This is a genomic window from Pseudomonadota bacterium, from assembly GCA_039193195.1.
Taxonomy (GTDB): Bacteria; Pseudomonadota; Gammaproteobacteria; order Steroidobacterales; family JBCBZW01; genus JBCBZW01.
Genome location: JBCCWS010000027.1, coordinates 1 through 17,459, shown reverse-complemented (window position 1 = coordinate 17,459; position 17,459 = coordinate 1). Strand labels below are relative to the sequence as shown.

Annotated in this window: 10 protein-coding genes; 4 read left to right on the top strand and 6 right to left on the bottom strand. The window is 66.6% G+C overall.

The window, feature by feature from the left end; translation table 11 throughout:
- The first annotated feature begins 85 nt into the window (after window positions 1-85).
- On the top strand, window positions 86-1,516 hold the full coding sequence (locus AAGA68_18235; GenBank protein ID MEM9387007.1) for an erythromycin esterase family protein: 1,431 nt from the start codon (window positions 86-88) through the stop codon (window positions 1,514-1,516).
- 33 nt (window positions 1,517-1,549) lie between these two features.
- Here the strand turns inward: AAGA68_18235 and AAGA68_18230 are convergent, their stop codons facing one another.
- The 3 genes from AAGA68_18230 to AAGA68_18220 are packed head-to-tail and all read right to left on the bottom strand — an operon-like array spanning window position 1,550 to window position 6,089.
- Entirely contained in the window at window positions 1,550-4,009 is a 2,460-nt protein-coding gene (locus tag AAGA68_18230; GenBank protein ID MEM9387006.1) for an FtsX-like permease family protein, read from the bottom strand.
- Between the two features lie 13 nt (window positions 4,010-4,022).
- The gene (locus AAGA68_18225; GenBank protein MEM9387005.1) at window positions 4,023-4,733 is read right to left on the bottom strand and encodes an ABC transporter ATP-binding protein; all 711 of its coding nucleotides are present in this window, start codon (window positions 4,731-4,733) and stop codon (window positions 4,023-4,025) included.
- Window positions 4,734-4,769: 36 nt separating this feature from the next.
- Entirely contained in the window at window positions 4,770-6,089 is a 1,320-nt protein-coding gene (locus tag AAGA68_18220) for an efflux RND transporter periplasmic adaptor subunit (GenBank protein ID MEM9387004.1), read from the bottom strand.
- A 126-nt stretch (window positions 6,090-6,215) separates the two neighbouring features.
- Here AAGA68_18220 and AAGA68_18215 point away from each other — a divergent pair, with 126 nt between their 5' ends.
- Window positions 6,216-7,622, top strand: a complete 1,407-nt coding sequence (locus tag AAGA68_18215) for a sigma-54 dependent transcriptional regulator (GenBank protein ID MEM9387003.1) — start codon at window positions 6,216-6,218, stop codon at window positions 7,620-7,622.
- A 27-nt stretch (window positions 7,623-7,649) separates the two neighbouring features.
- The gene (locus AAGA68_18210) at window positions 7,650-8,990 is read left to right on the top strand and encodes an ATP-binding protein (protein ID MEM9387002.1); all 1,341 of its coding nucleotides are present in this window, start codon (window positions 7,650-7,652) and stop codon (window positions 8,988-8,990) included.
- A 76-nt stretch (window positions 8,991-9,066) separates the two neighbouring features.
- Here AAGA68_18210 and AAGA68_18205 read toward each other — a convergent pair whose 3' ends face one another.
- Window positions 9,067-11,526 carry an integrin alpha gene (locus tag AAGA68_18205; protein MEM9387001.1) on the bottom strand — a complete coding sequence of 820 codons (2,460 nt, stop codon included), beginning with the start codon at window positions 11,524-11,526 and terminating at the stop codon, window positions 9,067-9,069.
- A 377-nt stretch (window positions 11,527-11,903) separates the two neighbouring features.
- On the opposite strand from AAGA68_18205, the gene AAGA68_18200 reads away from it, so the two are divergent.
- On the top strand, window positions 11,904-13,928 hold the full coding sequence (locus AAGA68_18200) for a VCBS repeat-containing protein (GenBank protein ID MEM9387000.1): 2,025 nt from the start codon (window positions 11,904-11,906) through the stop codon (window positions 13,926-13,928).
- A 202-nt stretch (window positions 13,929-14,130) separates the two neighbouring features.
- Here AAGA68_18200 and AAGA68_18195 read toward each other — a convergent pair whose 3' ends face one another.
- Together AAGA68_18195 and AAGA68_18190 are read right to left on the bottom strand one after the other, a co-directional pair.
- Window positions 14,131-16,278 (bottom strand): hypothetical protein, encoded by a 2,148-nt coding sequence (locus AAGA68_18195; protein ID MEM9386999.1) that lies wholly within the window; start codon window positions 16,276-16,278, stop codon window positions 14,131-14,133.
- Window positions 16,279-16,447: 169 nt separating this feature from the next.
- Window positions 16,448-17,459, bottom strand: a 1,012-nt coding sequence (locus tag AAGA68_18190; GenBank protein ID MEM9386998.1) for a LysM peptidoglycan-binding domain-containing protein, incomplete at its 5' end; no start/stop codon positions are given.

Below are 17,459 nucleotides of genomic sequence, written 5' to 3'. Positions count from 1 at the left end.
GCGAGTAGTAGGTTACGGGCCTGGTGAGGCAGCGAGGGTGTCCTTTACACTCGAAGCAAGTTCCTTGGCTGCGAGTCAACTGACGATGATTTCTCAGCGTATGTACCTAGCGCTCCTGGGCTTATCCACCCTCGCGCTCAGCGCGTGCGGCGGAGGCGACGGCGGCAGTGCCGCACCGGCACCGCCCGAAGTCGCCAGGCCACCGCCAGACTCCGCCCCGCCCACACCCGACGTGTTGTTGAGCGACGCCCAGCTGCAAACCGGGGCAGATGCCAACGCGGCCCGCGTGGACGACGACGCTGCCGCCTGGTTTGCGGCAAACGCGAAGACCGTGCGCTCGCTGACCGTCGACGACGACTTCTCGGACCTTGACTTCCTCGCCGACGTCCTCGAGTCAAAGCGCCTGGTTGCCCTCGGCGAGAGTAGCCACGGGGTCAAGCAGTTCTCCCAAGCGAAGGTGCGCTTGATCAAGTACCTACACGAAGCCCTCGGCTTCAACCTCCTCGCCTTCGAAGGGGGCTTGTTCGATTGCGAATACGCCCAGGGCATTCTCGAACGCGGCCTGGCGCGCGACGCCATGAACAGCTGTCTGTTCAGCGTCTGGCAGACGGCGGAGCTACGCGAACTCTTCGACTACCTGGTGTCCACCCAGTCCACGGCGACGCCCCTGCGTATCACGGGCTTCGACGTTCAGTTCAGCGGGGTGAACAGCGACCAACGGCCTGCCGAACTGGAGCGTATGGTGGCCAAGGTGTCGCCCGCCTACGCCGAGGAAGTGCTCGAGCTGGAACAGCGCTTCTTCGCGGCCATCGGCGCAGCTCAAGCGGCGACCAGCGCCTCCAGCAACGCCATCACGAGCCTGACTGACGCCGTGCCGGGCCTGCAGGTGGACTACACCACGCTCAGCGACTACCTCCTCGCCAACGAGACGATCATCGTCGGCGACGGTGAGTACACTCCATTACAGGTGCGCATCGCGGCCCAGTACACGCGCACGGCCCCGTTCTTCGCAAGCCAGCTTGCGCAACGCTTTACCAATACCTTCGGCGCGAGCGAGCGAGATCGGGGCATGGGCGAGAATCTCATCGCCCTCGCCACCCAAATTTACCCGCAGGAGAAGATCATCGCGTGGGCGCATAACGCGCACCTTAGACACCAAGGCACGGGGTTTCTGCCCGATGCCAATATGGGTGTCTTCGTTCACGACCTCCTCGAGCCGCAGCTCTACACCGTGGGCTTCTACATGTACCGCGGTCAGCACGCTTTCAACGATCGCAGCGTGCAGCAGGTGTTGGCGCCGTTGAATTTCAGCCTCGAGGCGATCTTCCACAGTAGGCGCCTGGCGTACCTGTTCCTCGATATTGAGGGTGCCGACCCAGACGCTGAAGGCGGCGCCTGGCTGCGTACGACCACCCCCACGTGGGAATGGGGCAGCGAGCAGACGCCGCTCACCCTGTCGGAGGAATACGATGGGGTGCTGGTGATCGACACCGTCACCCCACCCGACTACCTCTGACCGGGCCCACGGCGCCGTCCGTTTCGCGGCGGGCTACCCCGCCTGCAACACCTCCGCCGGCCGAGTGCCCGACACACGCACTACCTGGATCGCCGTCAAGCCCCAGGTGATCGCCAGCGCCAACGCGCCCGAGGCCACGAACAGCAGGAGCGACGAGTCGACCCGGTAAGCAAAGCTGTCCAACCAGCGTTGCGACAGCACCCATGCGATCGGCCAGGCGATCAGCGACGCCACCAGCACCGGACGGGAGAACTGCCACAGGAACAGGCGCAGCAGATCGACGACCTCCGCCCCCATCACCTTGCGCAGGGAGATCTCATGGCGTCGCGCCGCGATGGCGTGGGCCAGGAGGCCAACCAGACCGAGCACGGCGATGAAGATGGCGATGGCCGCGAGGGTGGCGAGCACCGTGAACTGGCGTTGCTCGGTCACGTACTGCGCGACCAGCTGTCGATCCAGGAACTCCTGGGAGATGGCCTGCGAGGGCAACACCGCCGTCCACCCTTCCTCGATTGACGCGAGCGCCTGGGCGCGCTGGCGCGGGTCGAAGCGCACCAGCAGGGTGTTGAAGCGCGTCGGGTCCGGGAAGAACACCATCGGATTGATGCGGCTCTTCAACGACTTGAAGTGGAAGTCGGGCACGATGCCGACGACGCGGCCGTTGCGTGTATCCCCCGGTGCGAGGTCCAGGCGCATGGCCACGCCGACCGCCTCGCTCGGGACGCCGTAGCCGAGGGAGCTTGCCGCCGAGACGTTCAGCACGAGCGGCAGCTCTACCTCGCCCCGGCTCTCCAGATCCCATTGGGCGCGGTCGGGGCCGAAGTCTTCGCTGAACACACGCCCGGCGAGGGGCTGCACGCGCAGGACGCTGAAGAAGTCCGTGTCCACGGCAAGGCGGTCGACGGTGACGGCCGTGTCCGCCGGTCGGTCGCTGCGATGTACGCGACCGTCGTCTGTGTAGTCCCACGAGGGCGAGGAATGGGTGCCACTCACGAATTCGATGCCGGGCTGTCCTTCGATCGCCTGGTCGAGCTTGCGGGTGAGCTCGATGGTGCCAGCGGGGCTGCGGCGCACGCCGTTCAGGAGCACGACGCCGCCGCGGTCGAAGCCCAGGTCGGCGGATTCGAGGTAGCGCACCTGCTGCCAGATCGTGCCGGCCATCACCATGAGGGCGATCGAGGTGGCGAACTGGAACACCACGAGCACGGTGCGCAAGCCCTGACCTCGGCTGCCTACGCCGCCCGGGTGGAAGATCTTGGCAGGCTTGTAGTTGGCTAGCACGAACGCTGGGTAGAGGCCGGAGAGCAGCACGACTAGCAGCAGTAGGGCGGCGAAACTCACCAGCGCGGCGGGCTGCAGCAGCACGCTGAGCGAGAGGGCTTGCCCGACGAAGTCGCCAGCGGGGCCCGCGCTGATTTCTGCCAACATGAGCGCCAAAAGCGTGGCTAGCAGGGTGAGCAGGGCCGATTCGCCGAGGAACTGGATCACCAGCTGCTCGCGGGTGGCGCCGACCACCTTGCGCATGGCCACCTCGTGGGCTCGATCGGCGCTGCGGGCGGTGGCGATGTTGACGGTGTTGATGCACGCCACTACCAGCACGAGGAGTGCGATGGTGGTGGCGATGACCAGCGCTGTGGCGTTGCCCGTGCGCGGCTTCGGCACCTGGGCGTAGTCCTTCCCGTTCAGGTGCAAGGCGGTCACGGGTTCGAGGAAGAACGACAGGTAGCGCTCGACGGCGACACCATCGGGGGCTTGCGTGTTGCGACGGGCGATGGCTTGCAGTGCCTCACCGGCAGCCGCAGGGTCGGTGCCCGCCGCGAGCCTGAAGTAGGAGAAGACCGACGGGAGGGTCCAGTCGGCTTTGGGAGTGACGCCGCGGTCCGTCACCAGCTTCGCCTCCAAGGCGGTCAGGATGTGCAGCTCGAGATGACTGGTGGACGGCATGTCCTCGTACACGCCCATCACCTGCAGATCGTTCTGCCCACCGAAGGTGACCGTTTGGCCGAGGTAGGGACCCTCGCCGAAGAGGCGCTGGGCCATCGAACGTGACAGCAAGGTTGCGCTGAGGTCGTCCAAGGCGTCGGCATTGCCCTCGAGTATCTTAAGGCCGAGCATGCGCGGGAAGTTGGCGTCGACGGCACCGAGCTGATGGTTGAACTCCAGCCGATCGTCTATGGAAATTGTGTACCAGCCGATCCAGGCGCGCGTGCTCGCCTCGACACCGGCGACCTCGGAGACCGCTTCATCTGCCAGCGGGCCCTGGGTGGTGAGCACGAGCTGTGAGGCCCGTCCGGGCGCCGCGAGCAAGGTCTCGCCGATGTACAGGCGCTGCGCGTCCGGGATCTGGCGGTCGTAGTGCGTTTCCTGCCAAACGTAGATGAACGCCAGGGTGGAGACGGCGAGGCCGAGGATCAGGCCGGCGAGGGAGATGAGGGTATAGCCGCCCTGGCGCAGGTGGTTGCGCAGGGCCGTCAGGAGGTAGTTACGAAGCATGGCGGATGCCTCCTCAGATCGCTTGGCGGATGTCGTGGGCGATGACCCGTCCATCCAACAGGTTGACGGTTCGCTTAGCCCAATCGGCGTGAGACGGCGAGTGGGTGACCATGACGATGGTCGCCCCCTGCTCGTTGAGGCCCCGGAGCATGCCCATGACTTCCTCGCCGTGGGCGCTATCCAGATTGCCCGTGGGCTCGTCGGCGAGGATCAAGTCCGGTGCCACGATGAGTGCGCGGGCCACGGCGACGCGCTGGCGTTGACCGCCGGAGAGCTGGGCCGGACGGTGATTGGCGCGGTGACCGATACCCACCTGGTCCATCACCTCATCGGCACGGGATTGCCGTTCTCTGGTGCTGACGTTCTGGTAGAGCAGGGCCAGCTCGATGTTCTCGCGTACGCTTAGCTCATCGATTAGGTGAAAGTCCTGGAAGATGATGCCGATATGTCGCTTGCGTAGGCGCGCGAGGCGGGTCTCGTCGTAGGCGCCGACGTGCTCGCCCCGGAACTCGTAGTCGCCGCGGGTGGGCGAGTCGAGCATGCCGAGGATGTTGAGCAGGGTGGATTTGCCGCAGCCGGAAGGGCCCATGATGGCGACGAACTCGCCTGGGTCGATCTCTAGATCGATACCGGCGAGGGCGGCGGTCTCGACCTCGGACGTGCGGTACACGCGGGTCACATCGCGCAGGGCGAGAAGGGGCTTCTGGTTGGTGGGCTGGCTCATCAGGGTGTTCCTTGTCCGGTAAGCGGGGAGCAGCGCTCAGCGATTGGCAGCGAGCACGAGGCGATCCATGGCGAGAAAACCCGTGTAGGGGCTCACGATGACACGCTCGCCGGGCTGTAGGCCGTCGAGCACTTCGATGTGTTGGGCGTTGCGTCGTCCGAGGCGTACGGCGCGGCGCGCAGCGGTGGTACCGTCGGCGGTGATCACGAAGACCCAGTTGCCGCCCGTATCCTGGTAATAGGTGCCGTTGGGGATCAGCAGGGCCTGGCTCGGGTCGCCGAGCTGCAGGCGCGTCTGCAGGGTCTGTCCGCGGCGCACCTGCGGCGGCGTGTCGGCCGTGAGGCTGAGGTCCACCTCGAACTGGCCGTTGGTGACCTGCGGGTAGATCTTGGTGATGCGCAGGTCGATGGGCTTGCCGTCCACCTCCGCGCTCGCCGGCAAGGCGATGTCGACGCGCGGCAGGTAGAACTCATCGATGAGGGCGGAGAGCTTGTAGCGATCGGGGTCGTCGATGTGGCCGATGCGCTCGCCGCGGGCGAGGGACTGCCCCACCTCCACGTCGAAGGCGGTGAGCTGGCCGGCGACGGGGGCGCGAACTTCCAGATTCGCTAGGTTCTCCCGCGCCAAGCGCAGGTTGGCGCGCAGCTGTTCCGCCGCGGCGGTGAGTTGGCGTAGCTGGGCTTCCTGCAGACTCTCATCCGTCGCCTGCGCCTCTAGGGTCACCTCGCGCAGGGCGCGCTGGTAGGCGAGTTCGTCGCGGGAGTCGTCGAACTCGCGCTGGCTGACGTAGCCGTCGCTGATCATGCGTTCACCGTCCTGCGCCAGGCGCGACAGGCGACGGATCTGGTAGTCCACATCGATCAGCGTACGCCGGTGGGCGAGGCGGTTCTGTGCCAGCTGCAAGCGCAGGGTATCGAGGTTGTTCAGTTGCTGGGTGACTTCGGCTTCGCGGGCGATCACATCGAGCTGCAGCTGGGCGTTGCTGAGGCGCACGAGCACCTGGCCGGCCTCGACCGTCGCGCCGTCCTCCACCAGCACGGCCTCGACGCGACCGCCTTCCACGGCGTCGAGGAAGACGGTGCTGCGCGGTACCACCCGGCCGCGCACGGGGATGAAGTCCTCGAACATGCCGCGGGTCACCGTGGCGATGCTCACCTGCTCGTGGCCGACTTGGAGGCTGCGCCCGCCGTCGGCGAGCCAGCCGCGGGCGAGGGTGAGGCCCAAGCCGAGGGTGATCACGGCGGCGGCGCCGATGAACCACCAGCCTCGCCGATCGCGGGTGACGGGGCGGTCCATGGTGGCGCCGCTGCGGGGCGCGAGACGGGTCGGCACAGCATGCAAGTTGGCGTCGTTCATACGATCAGCTAGAGCAAACGCTGTGCCAGATTTGAAAAGCTCATCCGTTCAGGGGCTTACGCTGATGCCCGCTGCGCGCCTGTGCGATACTGGACAGCGTACTGTTCGGATTCGGACACTTTTGCCATGGTCAGTCAGCAGCAACCCCGCGACGACGTCGAGATCATCCTGGTGGACGACGACGAGGATGTGCTCACGGCAGGGCGCCTGCTCCTCGCTCAGGCCTACGGCCACGTGCGGGCGATCAGCCACCCGAAGGCCATCGGTCCGCGTGGCGCCTTGCCCCGCGTGCTCCTGCTCGACATGAACTTCGGTCCCGGGCAGACCACGGGCGAGCAGGGCCTGCATTGGTTGGCCCGCTTGCTGAAGCACGACCCCGATGAGGTGGCGATCATGGTCACCGCCCACGGCGACCTGGGCACGGCGGTGGACGCGATGAAGTGCGGTGCCTGCGACTTTGTCACCAAGCCGTGGCAGAACGCCCAACTGCTCGCCACCGTCGAGGCGGGCGTGACCCTCGCCAGGACCCGCGCCAGGGCCGGCGGTTCGGCTGCCGGGCGCAACGCTCCCGAGTCGCCCGCCGTCGACGCACCTAAGATCATCGGTGACTCGATGGCCATGCGACGCGTGCTGGAGCTGGTGGCGCTCGCCGCGCCGGTGGACGCCAACGTGCTGGTCCTCGGCGAGAACGGCACGGGCAAGGACCTCGTCGCCCGTGCCGTGCACCAGGCCTCGCGACGGGTGGATGGCCCCTTCGTCGCCGTCGACCTCGGCGCGGTCCCGGACACCTTGTTCGAGAGCGAACTCTTCGGTCACAAGCGCGGCGCCTTCACGGATGCCCGGAGCGACCGTACGGGGCGCCTCTTGAGCGCATCCGGCGGCACGCTCTTTCTCGATGAGATTGGCAACGTACCCCTGGCCAGCCAGGCAAAGTTGTTGGGCGCCCTCGAGCAGCGGCGCGTGACCCCGGTCGGGGCGACGGCTAGTGAACCCTTTGACGTACGCCTGATCGCCGCCACCAATCTGCCCCCGGAGCAGCTCGCGGATCCGCAGACGTTTCGCCAAGATCTGTTGTTTCGCCTGAACACGATCGAAATCGTGCTGCCGCCGCTTCGCGAGCGACCGGAGGATGTACCTGCCCTGGTGCGGCACTACCTGCCGTACTACGAGGAGCGCTACGAGAAGCCCTCGCGCGAGGTGGACGAGTCCGTCCTCGATGCCCTGGCGACCCACCCCTGGCCCGGTAACGTGCGCGCCCTGCGCCATGCCGTGGAACGCGCGGTGATCATGGCCGGGGGCGCATCGTACCGCTTGGAGGACTTCGCCCTGCCGGCCACCGCGCGTGCTGTCGCCACCGCCGCCGCGTCCTCGGGAAGCACTCCCCTGGACCAGGAGCTCAATCTCGACGCGTTGGAACGGCGGGCGGTGTCGGCAGCGCTCAACAAGCACGGTTTCAACATCTCCCGCGCCGCCAAGGAGCTGGGGCTAACGCGGGCGGCGCTCTATCGGCGCATGGAAAAGCATAGCCTCTAGCCTAGGCGTCAGGTGATGGCCGGAACAATGAGCCTTCGTCGCCACTTCGCCGTGCAGGCGACCCTGCGCGCCGTGCTGCTGCTGCTGGTCATGCTGGCGCTCTCGTGGGTGGTGTTTCGCACGCCCTTCGTCATCACGCCACTGGTGCTGGGGCTCCTGTGCATCGCCCTGGTCACCGAGTTCGTGGTGTTCGTGCAGCGGACCAACCGTGAGGTCGCGCGGTTCTTCGACAGCATTCGCCACGGCGACTTCAGCCATCGCATCGATCCTTCCCTGCGCGGCGCTCGCTTCGCGGAGTTGGGGCACAGCATGCGTGAGGTGGTCACCGGCTTGCAGCAGTTGCGCCATGCGGGGGAGGAGGACCGGCTGCGCCTGCAGGCCATCGTCGAGCATGTGCCCGTGCCCATGTTCAGCGTCATCGGGGCCCACAAGGTGGTGTTGCACAACCATGCGGCGCGACGCTTGTTCGCCGCCCACTCGGTGACAACGGTGGACGACCTGAACGCGTTCGGTGCCGAGTTGGCCGTTGCCGTTCGAGATCAGCACCCCGGGGAGAGCGGCGTCGTGCGCCTCACGCTGGCCGATGGCGTGACCCAGCGCATGACCCTGTCGCTCACGGAGATCGTGGTCGGGCAGGTGGGTCAGCGCCTTGTCACGCTGCAGAACATCAGCGACGCCTTGGCCGCCAGCGAACTCGAAGCGTGGCAGCAGATGGGGCAGGTGCTCGCCCACGAGATCATGAACTCCCTCACCCCCGTGGCCTCCCTGGCCGGGACCGCCCAAGCGCTGTTGGCCGCGGGCACCGAGGAAGAGGAGGATCTCACTCGGGCACGCGATGCTGTGGATACGGTGGCGCGGCGGGCGGAGTCGTTGATGGGATTCGTGCAGGGTTATCGTCAGTTCACCCGTTTGCCGGCACCGGTCAGGGCAGCGGTGGAGCTGCGAGCAATGTTCGCCGATATCGCGGCGCTCCTCGAGGAGGAGCTTGCCCAGGCCAAGGCGTCGCTCACCTTGAGGGCACCGTCGGCAGGGGTTCGCGTGCAAGCGGACCGGGCTCAGCTCGAGCAGGTGCTGATCAACCTCGTGCGCAACGCGCTGGATGCTCTCGGCGAGACGCCTGAAGCGAAGATACGACTCAGTGCGTCCTTGAGCCGTGAGGGGCGGGTCAACATCGAGGTGGCGGACAACGGCCCTGGTGTGCCTGAGGATTTGCGGGAGCGAGTGTTCGTGCCTTACTACACCACCCGCGCCCAGGGTACGGGTGTGGGTCTCGCGCTCACCCGCCAGGTCATGTTGGCGCACGGCGGCGCCGTGGACATCGGCAAAGCGGCGGACTTCGGCGGTGCCCGGGTGACGTTACGGTTCTAGCGTCTCGCGCCCAAGCGGTCGCTGACGCGTCGGCGCCGCCGCGCCCAGGTTTCGACGTACTCCTGCGGCCGGTGCCTCAGGGCACCGTTCCGCGGATGGTGAACGCCACATCATCCTGGTCCGCGATCTCAAGGCCCAGGCCCGCGCAGTCCACTCGCGACGCTACGTCCTCCAGATCGAGGGTGAAGAACTGTCCCGTCGTGAGGTTCTCACAGCGGAACACCAGATTATCCGCCAAGCCGATGAATTCGGCATTGAAGCTGCTTCCGAAGTTGCGCCCCTTCGCCTGCATCGTCACCGAGTCCCCTGCTGTCGCCGTCAGGCCAAGCGCTATGCAGTCGACGGTTTCCTCGAGGGCAAAATCAGGCAACACGGTGGTGACGGTCTGCGGATCGGTCATGTTCCTGCAAGCGCCTGAGCGCGTATCCACCCCGGACACCGCAAGCGTGAGCACCCGCTCCGGTGGTGCGTCGGGCGCCACCACCCCCTGAATGCGTACGCGCGCCTCCTCCCCAGGATCGAGTTGAAACCCCGCGTTACCGCAATCCCAGGCGTTGGCCAGCACGCGGACCGTTCCCACCTGCCCGGTGGTGAGGTTCGTGCACGTCACCAGCGCTTCAGGCGCCAGATCGGAGGCCTCACCGCTCAGGCCCGGATCCGAGAACTTCACGCCATCCGCCTGGAGGATGAGCTGGTCGCCTTCGCTGAAGGCGAGCCCCAGCTCCAGGCAAGCGAATGACTCATCCAGCGCCACGTCGGGTGATGTCCCGCTGACGGTCTGGCCGGTACTCGTGTTGCGGCATGCAAAGGTGCGCGTGTCGATGCCGACGACGCGGGCCCGCGGATCGAGGCCTGCCTGCCCATACACCACATAGGCTTGCTCGCGGTTGAGGCTGCCCGCCAGGAGGTCGTTGATACCATCACCGTTGAAGTCCGCGAGTGCCGCCAGCGACTGGCCGAAGCGACCACTGGATACGCCGGCCCCGTCGACCACCAGCGCTTGCGTGCCATCTCCGCCCTGGTTCACCCGCAAGGAGAGTAGTTCGAGTTCCGCCGCGAAGGGGGTACCCGGCGGGCGCCCGTAGATGATGAAGGCGAGGCCGCTGGCCGCATCCGCGTCGGGGGCGCCGAGGATCAGATCATCGATCCCATCGCCATTGAGATCACCGAAGGCGAGCACATCGTCCTCCGCGAGCCTGGGGTCGGCGGGAACGCCCAGCAGTACGAAGCCCTCGCTGCCATCACCGCCGTTGGTTACGAGCAGATCGGCAAGGTCGATCTCGGGGGGCAAGCCGCTATCACGACCGAACACGACGGCCACATCACCGGACGTGTCCCCTTCGCCGTCGAAAGCACTCAGAAAGACATCGTCCAAGCCATCCGCGTTGAGGTCGGCGCCTCCCCCCACACTGGTCGCCCAGCGCTCACCCGGGTTCAATCCGTTGATCGCGAATCCGAGGCTGCCATCTGCACCGCTCTCGGTCAGGAGGTCCGCCAGGTGAACCTCCGCTGCCAGGCCGCCGAGACGCCCGTAGACGACGTAGGCCTGCCCAACGCCCTCGAGTTCCTCGTCCCCGTGGCGAGCAGCACCGATGATGATGTCATCGATACCATCACCGTTCACGTCGCCGGCCGCGCCGACGGAGTTTCCCGACTCATCGCCACCGGCCGCCCCGAACAGCACCGTGCCGATGGAGCCGTCCCCGCCGTTCCCGGAGAAGAGACTGCTCAGCGGCACCTCTGCGGGGAAGCCATCAGGGTTGCCGTAGATCAGATAGGTCTCCCCCGCTGCTCGCTCAGTGAAGTCCTCACCGAGATCCGCGAGGATTGCACTGATCAGAAAATCGTTGACCCCGTCACCGTTGATGTCGCCTGCCCCGCGCACGTCGCGGCCGGCCAGGTCCACCGAATCGGCGCCCAGGAACACCGTGCCCCGACTGCCGTCCCCGCCGCCGCTTACGAACAGCTCCGCGGCATCGAAGGTGGGGGCAAAGGGCTCGGTGCTGCCGAGGATCAGGTAGACCTGCCCACCCCGGGTGACGCCGTTCTCCCCGGTCGCCAGGCGAGCACCGATCAGGATGTCATCGAGGCCGTCGCCATTGACATCGCCCACCGCGCTCACCGAGTTCCCGGTCTCCTGGCCGTTCGCGGCGCCGAACACCGTGAATCCCTCGCTCCCGTCCGCGGTGAGCGTCGCCACATCGACCTCGGGGGGAAAGGGCTCCGCCGGGCCGAAGACGATGCTCACGCGCTCTTCGAAGACGTCGGAACGGCCAAGGAGCAGATCCTCGCGACCATCGCCGTTGATATCACCCGCGCAGGACACTGACGATACGCCCTCCAGCCCTTGCAGCACGAAGCCGAGCGACCCGTTGCCGCCTTCGCTTTCGAACAGGTCATCGATGGCCAACTCGGCAGAGAATCCGGTGGCTGCCTGAGCCGATGCGGCGGCGCCGACCGAAGCGATGAGAGCGCAGCGCAAGCCGGGTGTCAGTGCGGGCGCGGGCGAGCAGATTCGGGGAATGAGAATAAGCATCGGTGGCCTCCTGGCGATCGCCGGTCGCGATCCACTGCGTCGGGTCGGGAGCGCTTCGACGCCCCGAGGTCTCAGCCCGCAGTATGCCACATGCAATAGCCATCCCCTTGGCAGTCATGTGCTTCAGCGGACCGAAGTCATTCGCTAGCTGACGATTGCAACGCAGAGCAGATCCACGCGCTCGGTTTCTGCTCTTGGAAGACCGACCCGCTAGGCGAGCTCCACTCGCGCCAGCCCCACTCGATGCCTTTAGCGCCAAGGGCCGATGTTCGTTATTTCGTTCGATGTCCGTACTATTCTGTGGATGTTGGTCATGGAGTTGCAGGATGCACTCGACGTTATGTAGAGGGGATCGGTCCTTCCGGGCACGGATCGCGTTGATAGCGTGTCTAGCTGGCGCTTCCGTCGCGGGGGCCTTCGAAGCGACTTACGATCTCGCTGACCTACTGGAAGAGAACGGTGGCGACGGCAGCGAGGGTACGGTCTTCTCTGGGGAGGCCGTCGCTGACTCCGCGGGCTCCTACGTTCGAGGCCTTGGCGACATCAACGGCGATGATCTCGACGACTTCGCCATCGTAGCGAGCAGCGCTGACCTGGATAATCGCCCGAATGCTGGCCGCGTGTACCTCGTGTACGGCACGCCCAGCGGGTTTCCAGCTGAGCTCACACTCGCCTCTCTGCACGCCGACGCAGGTGGCGACGGGAGCGCGGGCGTCGTCCTCAATGGGCTCGGTGAGAACGTGGGTGTCGGCGACGTCGTCAAGCGCATCGGTGACGTCAATGCTGATGGGTTCGTCGATCTCATCGTGACCTCGCGCGCGGCGCAGCCATTTGGCGCGCGTCAGGCGGGCGAGGCTTATGTCGTCTTCGGTCCCGCACAGAACCTCGGCGTCGAGTTCGAGCTGCGCGACTTGCTTCCTGCGCTCGGCGGCGACGGCAGCCGGGGGTTTGTCCTGAGCAGCTATGAGGACTTTACGGACGTTGGCGTGGATGCGACCGGCGGCGGCGATTTCAACGGTGACGGAATCGACGATGTGGCCGTGTCCGCGGTGGGCGCTACCGTCGACATCCGCTTTGGTGTCGGTCGGATCTTCGTGTTCTTCGGTCGTGACGACGGTGCTTTTTCGCCGCGCCTCGATCTCAACACCCTGCTTGTCGCCGAGGGCGGTGACGGTAGTGTGGGCGTTGTGCTCAATGGCAACAGTGTCAACGGGGGCGGCGCGGGCCGTGGCCTCGAGCAGACGGACTGGAATGGCGACGGCCTGATGGACCTGCTCATTGGCTCGCCTAACACCGATGTGGATGATGCTGAGGGCGCCGGCCAGAGCTATTTGTTGTTCGGATCCAGTGATCCACTCCCGCCTGAGTTAGCGCTGACGGATCTTGATCCGGCCAACGGTGGTGACGGCTCCCGCGGCATCGTGTTCAACGGCAGCGTCGCCGGCGCAAGCAGTGGTCAGTCTGTGGGCTTTGCAGACTTCGATGGTGACGGCGTGACCGACGTGCTCATCGGCGAGGATGAGGCGGGCGCCGGTGGGCAGCTCATCGTGGCCTATGGGGCCTCCCTGGCCGGCGTAGCAAGAAAGGAGCTGGCGGACATCGTCAGCGGTGATGGAGCGGATGGTGTCGCGTTGGTAGGGCTTCCCGGTGAACGGGTCGGATTTCCCCCTGCCAGCGTCGATATCAATGGCGACGGCCACCAGGACGTCGTGATCGGCACAGCCGAAGGGCTGAATACCGAGGGCGAGCAGACGGGACTGGCCTACGTGGTCTATGGAGGCAGACCCTTGGGTAGGCCAACGCTTGCGCTAGGGGCCCTTCGCCCGGCATTCGGTGGCGATGGCTCCCTGGGCCTGGTCGTCGATGGCATCGACGCTGGGGACTTCGCCGCTCGACGTATCGCCGCCGCGGGCGACGCCAATGGCGACGGCGTGGGGGACCTGCTCATCGGCGCAAGTGGTGCCCAGCGCGACGGTGATCGCGATGTGGGCGAGGCCTACCTCCTGTACGGGCAACCCTCCCTGAGCGCTGGCACATCGGTGAGCGGTATCGATCTGCGCCTGGCCGTGTGTCTCAACCTGACTGCGCCGGGTGAGCCTATTCGTGTTCTCTTCCCGGGCAGCGATTTCGAGTCCGAGGTGGATTGCCTGAGGAGCGGCCTGCTCGCATCGTCTGACGATCAGGTGTTGCTGGTGCTTTTGGGGCAAGCGGGCGACACGGGGATCGCAGGGGGTCTTACCCAGGGCTATGCCGGGGCCAACGTCGACTGTCGGAATCGTTCCACGGGTGCTCGGATCAGCGCCCCCCTGGGGCCGACTGGGGCGTGGGACTGCATTGATGCGGGCTTGCCCGTGGCGCCTGGCGACGAGCTCCTGATTCAACTGCGCGGGCCCCTCGAGTGATCGAGGTCTCGCCCTGACCTTACTAACGAGCAAAAGCCCTGGAGACGCCTCACCCTACCGTCCCATGGGAGACCTCAGGGCACGGGCGTGGACCTCGCGCTCACCCGCCAGGTAATGTTGGCGCACGGCGGCGCCGTGGACATCGGCCAAGCGGCGGACCTCGGCGGCGCCCGGGTGACGCTACGGTTCTTCCGCCTCGCGCTCAGGCGGCGCTCTGTTCGGGCGTCGCGGCGCGGTATTCCTCCGCCAGGCGCGTCGCGATCGGGTTGTGGCGCAACCTCGCCTCGATCGCTGCCCACAGGGAGGAGGCGGCGTCTAGCTTGCCCGCGCGCTTCCACGTCAGCGCCAGGAACGCGCGCACCTCCGTGCCCCAGGGCGCGACCGCAGGCCCGGCCTCGTACTGCTTCACCTGTTCGATGGTCTGCGCCAGCTGACGTTCGGCGATCTGAAGCTGACCGCGCTTGAGGGCGATCAAGCCACGGGCGTACATGAAACCACCGAGCACTAACTCGCTGAGCCCGTCGGGATGCAGGCCGCTCAGCAACGTCTCCGCCTCATCCACCTCGTCGGTGTAGCGGGCGAGGGACATCGCCAGGTCGACGCGCATCGGGGCTGGGTCCGGGGCCAGGTCGATCGCGCGGCGCTGAGCTGCGATCACCCTCGGCCAGTCCCCCGCAGCGCTGTACAGCGCCGCCAGGCCGTTGACGTAGTCGGGCGCTGAGATGTGGTCTTCGAAGGTTTTCCAGTGCGCTAGGGCAGCGTCTACGTCGCCCTGGCCGGCGAGGAGCTTGCTGTGTTCGAGCTCCAGCTGATGGCGGTAGTAGGCATCGCGCGCGTCGGCGCGAGATTGGCAGATGCGCAGCAGCGCCGATGCCGTCCGCCAGCGTTCGCCGTTGCGGGCGCGAATCAACCCATCGTAGGCGAGCGCCGGCAACAGGTGGTACGCCACGCCGAGTACGGCGAGGCTCAGGTAGGTGAAGGCCGCGTAGTCTCCCCAGCCGTACGGCGGCCCATCGCTCAGCACCCAGGCCACGAGGAGCAGCGGCGGCAGCCAGAGCAGCCAATTGCCCCTGATCATCAGAACCAAGTTCTGCCACCAGCCGCCGGTCATGCTTCGTAGGTAAACGTCGAGGCCCGCGTCATCGACCTGTAGTTGGCCGCCATCGATGGTCGGGTCGACGACGATCTTCGAGTCCATGAGGCCCATCTGCTGCAGCTGACGCTTGGCATCGACGGTACTGGTGGCCATGAGCTTGCCGCGCACATCGCCGCGCTTGGGATCGACCGCCTGATAAACGTATTCGTAACCTTGCGCGGACGACTCCGCGTCGGCGAGCTCCGGGTCGATCCCGTAGATCACCGCCGGCAAGGGATAGCGGACCTCGCCGAGGCGCTGGCGCCGACGGCTGGTGCCGGGCAGGCGCCCCAACACCTCCTGGTAGAGCCGTTTGCCGCGCAGCTCCTGGGCCAGGCATTGGGAGAACACCAGTTCGCTCGCATCGTCCATGACCAGCATGTCGTGCAGGCGATCTTCCGGCAGTCGATCGTGGACCACGTGGAGGTCATCGCCGATGCGGTCCCAGGTGACCGCGTCGAGTCGGCTGGCGCGACGGAAGCGATCGAGAGCGGCTTCCTCCACCTGGTCGAGCCACGCCGAGTGTTCACTGCTAGCAGCCAGTTCGATTTGCGCCGGAGTCGCGGGCGGGCGGCGCTCTCGGCCCCGCTTCTCGAGCGCTTTGCGCGACGGGGCGCGCGCGAGCAGGCCGTCCATCCGGGCGGCGTAGGCTTGCTCGTAGGCCGCGCGAAAGAGCCAGCCATCCATCGCTCGTGGCGAGGTGTCTGCAAGGGCATCTTCCAGATGCGCTAACGCTTGTTCTGGTGTGAGCGATGGGAGTACAGTCCAGCGCAGGCGTTCGGTTTGCGCCGCAGGCGTGGGGCCGGTGCCTATCGCCAGCACTCGGTCATCGGTGGTCACCGCAAAGCACTCCAGATGGCAACCGCCCTCGTGGAGGATCAGGGCGGCGCCGATACGCTTTTCCGGGTGGTGCATGGCGCGCAGGATCGGCAGCTCGTAGGACTCGCTCTCGTAGTCGCCGAGCGTGAAGAAGCCGAGGGTTCGCAACGTGCGCTCGCGTGCTTCGAAGGCTGGATTCGCGGTGGGGCCGCTACCGACGTAAGGTTGCAGCTTCAGGCGGGCGGGGCGATTGACCGTCACATCGACCAGTTCACAGGCCACGCTCCAGTCCCCCACCTTGCGTGCCAGCCAACGCCGTGCGAACCACAGCGCAGTGCCGCCGCCGACAGCGAGAACCAGTACCACCGCGGCGACGATCATCAGAAACGTGCCCATCCCAAGACCTCCTCCGGGCGAGGCTCCGGACCTTGCCTGAGGTGGTGCGCTGATAGAAGCTGCTCGGGTCTCGAAAAAATCCCGAGGAACGGGGATTCGAGCGCTGGTGCTCAGAATACGGCGGAGCGGCGTCGAATCGTGCCGGCCTTGGGGATGAGCGCCGCAGCGCTCAGGTGCGTGAGGCGGTCACATCCACGTGTAGCACCAAGGCCTGGCCCGGGTGAATCAGGGCATCTCGCGCGATACCGTTCCACCCGGCGATCTTGTTCACCGACACGTTGAACTTCGCCGCGATCGCCCCTAGCGAGTCTCCCGAACGGACCCGATAGGTCACGGTGCGCACGGTAGCGCTTCGGCTGCGCGCGCCTGAGGCATCGGTGTCGCCTTGGGGCACGATAATCTTCTGGCCGATCTGCAGGTAGTCCTTCGGCCCCACGTGGTTCAGCCGCATGAGCGTGCGGGTGGAGACGTCGTAGTCACGGGCGATGGTCCAGAGGGACTCACCGGCTTGCACCACGTGCACGGCGCCGCCGCTCGCCGCCCGCGTGCGCGCGGGGGTCGGGTAGTCCTCAGCGGCCAAGCTTGAGGTCGGGATCAGCAGGTGATCCCCCGCGCGAATGCGTGAGCTGGAGAGTTGGTTGATGCGCTTGAGCGTGGCGACGTCCGTGTCGTACGCCAGGGCGATACCACCTAAGGTTTGGTTTGGGCGGATCCGATGGCGGCTCCAGGCGACGCGCTGATCCTCCGGGATCGCGGTGAGTGCCGCCTGGGCCGCGTCGGCGCGATCGGCGGGGACGATCAGCCGGTGCGGGCCGTCCGGGTGGGTCGCCCACTGATTGAGAGCCGGGTTCAGGGCGTAGAGCTCATCCACCGTGAGGCCTACCGCGTCCGCGGCGCGGGCCACGTCGATCTGCCCCCCGGTCTCAACGCTCGCCGTCGCAACGGCGTCGGCCGGGATGCCTTCGAAGGGTAAGGCCACCTCGTAGCCGTTCGGATCGGCGGCGATGGCGGCGAAGGCCAGCAGGCGCGGCACGTACGCGGCGGTCTCGCGGGGCAGCTTGAGATCGAAGAAGTCGGCGTCCGGGCCGGGGCGCCGGACGGCGCGCGCCCCGCGACCATCACCCCCGGTGTTATCCGCCCCCCCCCAGGTCCAAAAGCCCCAGCGCGCATGCAGCGCAGGG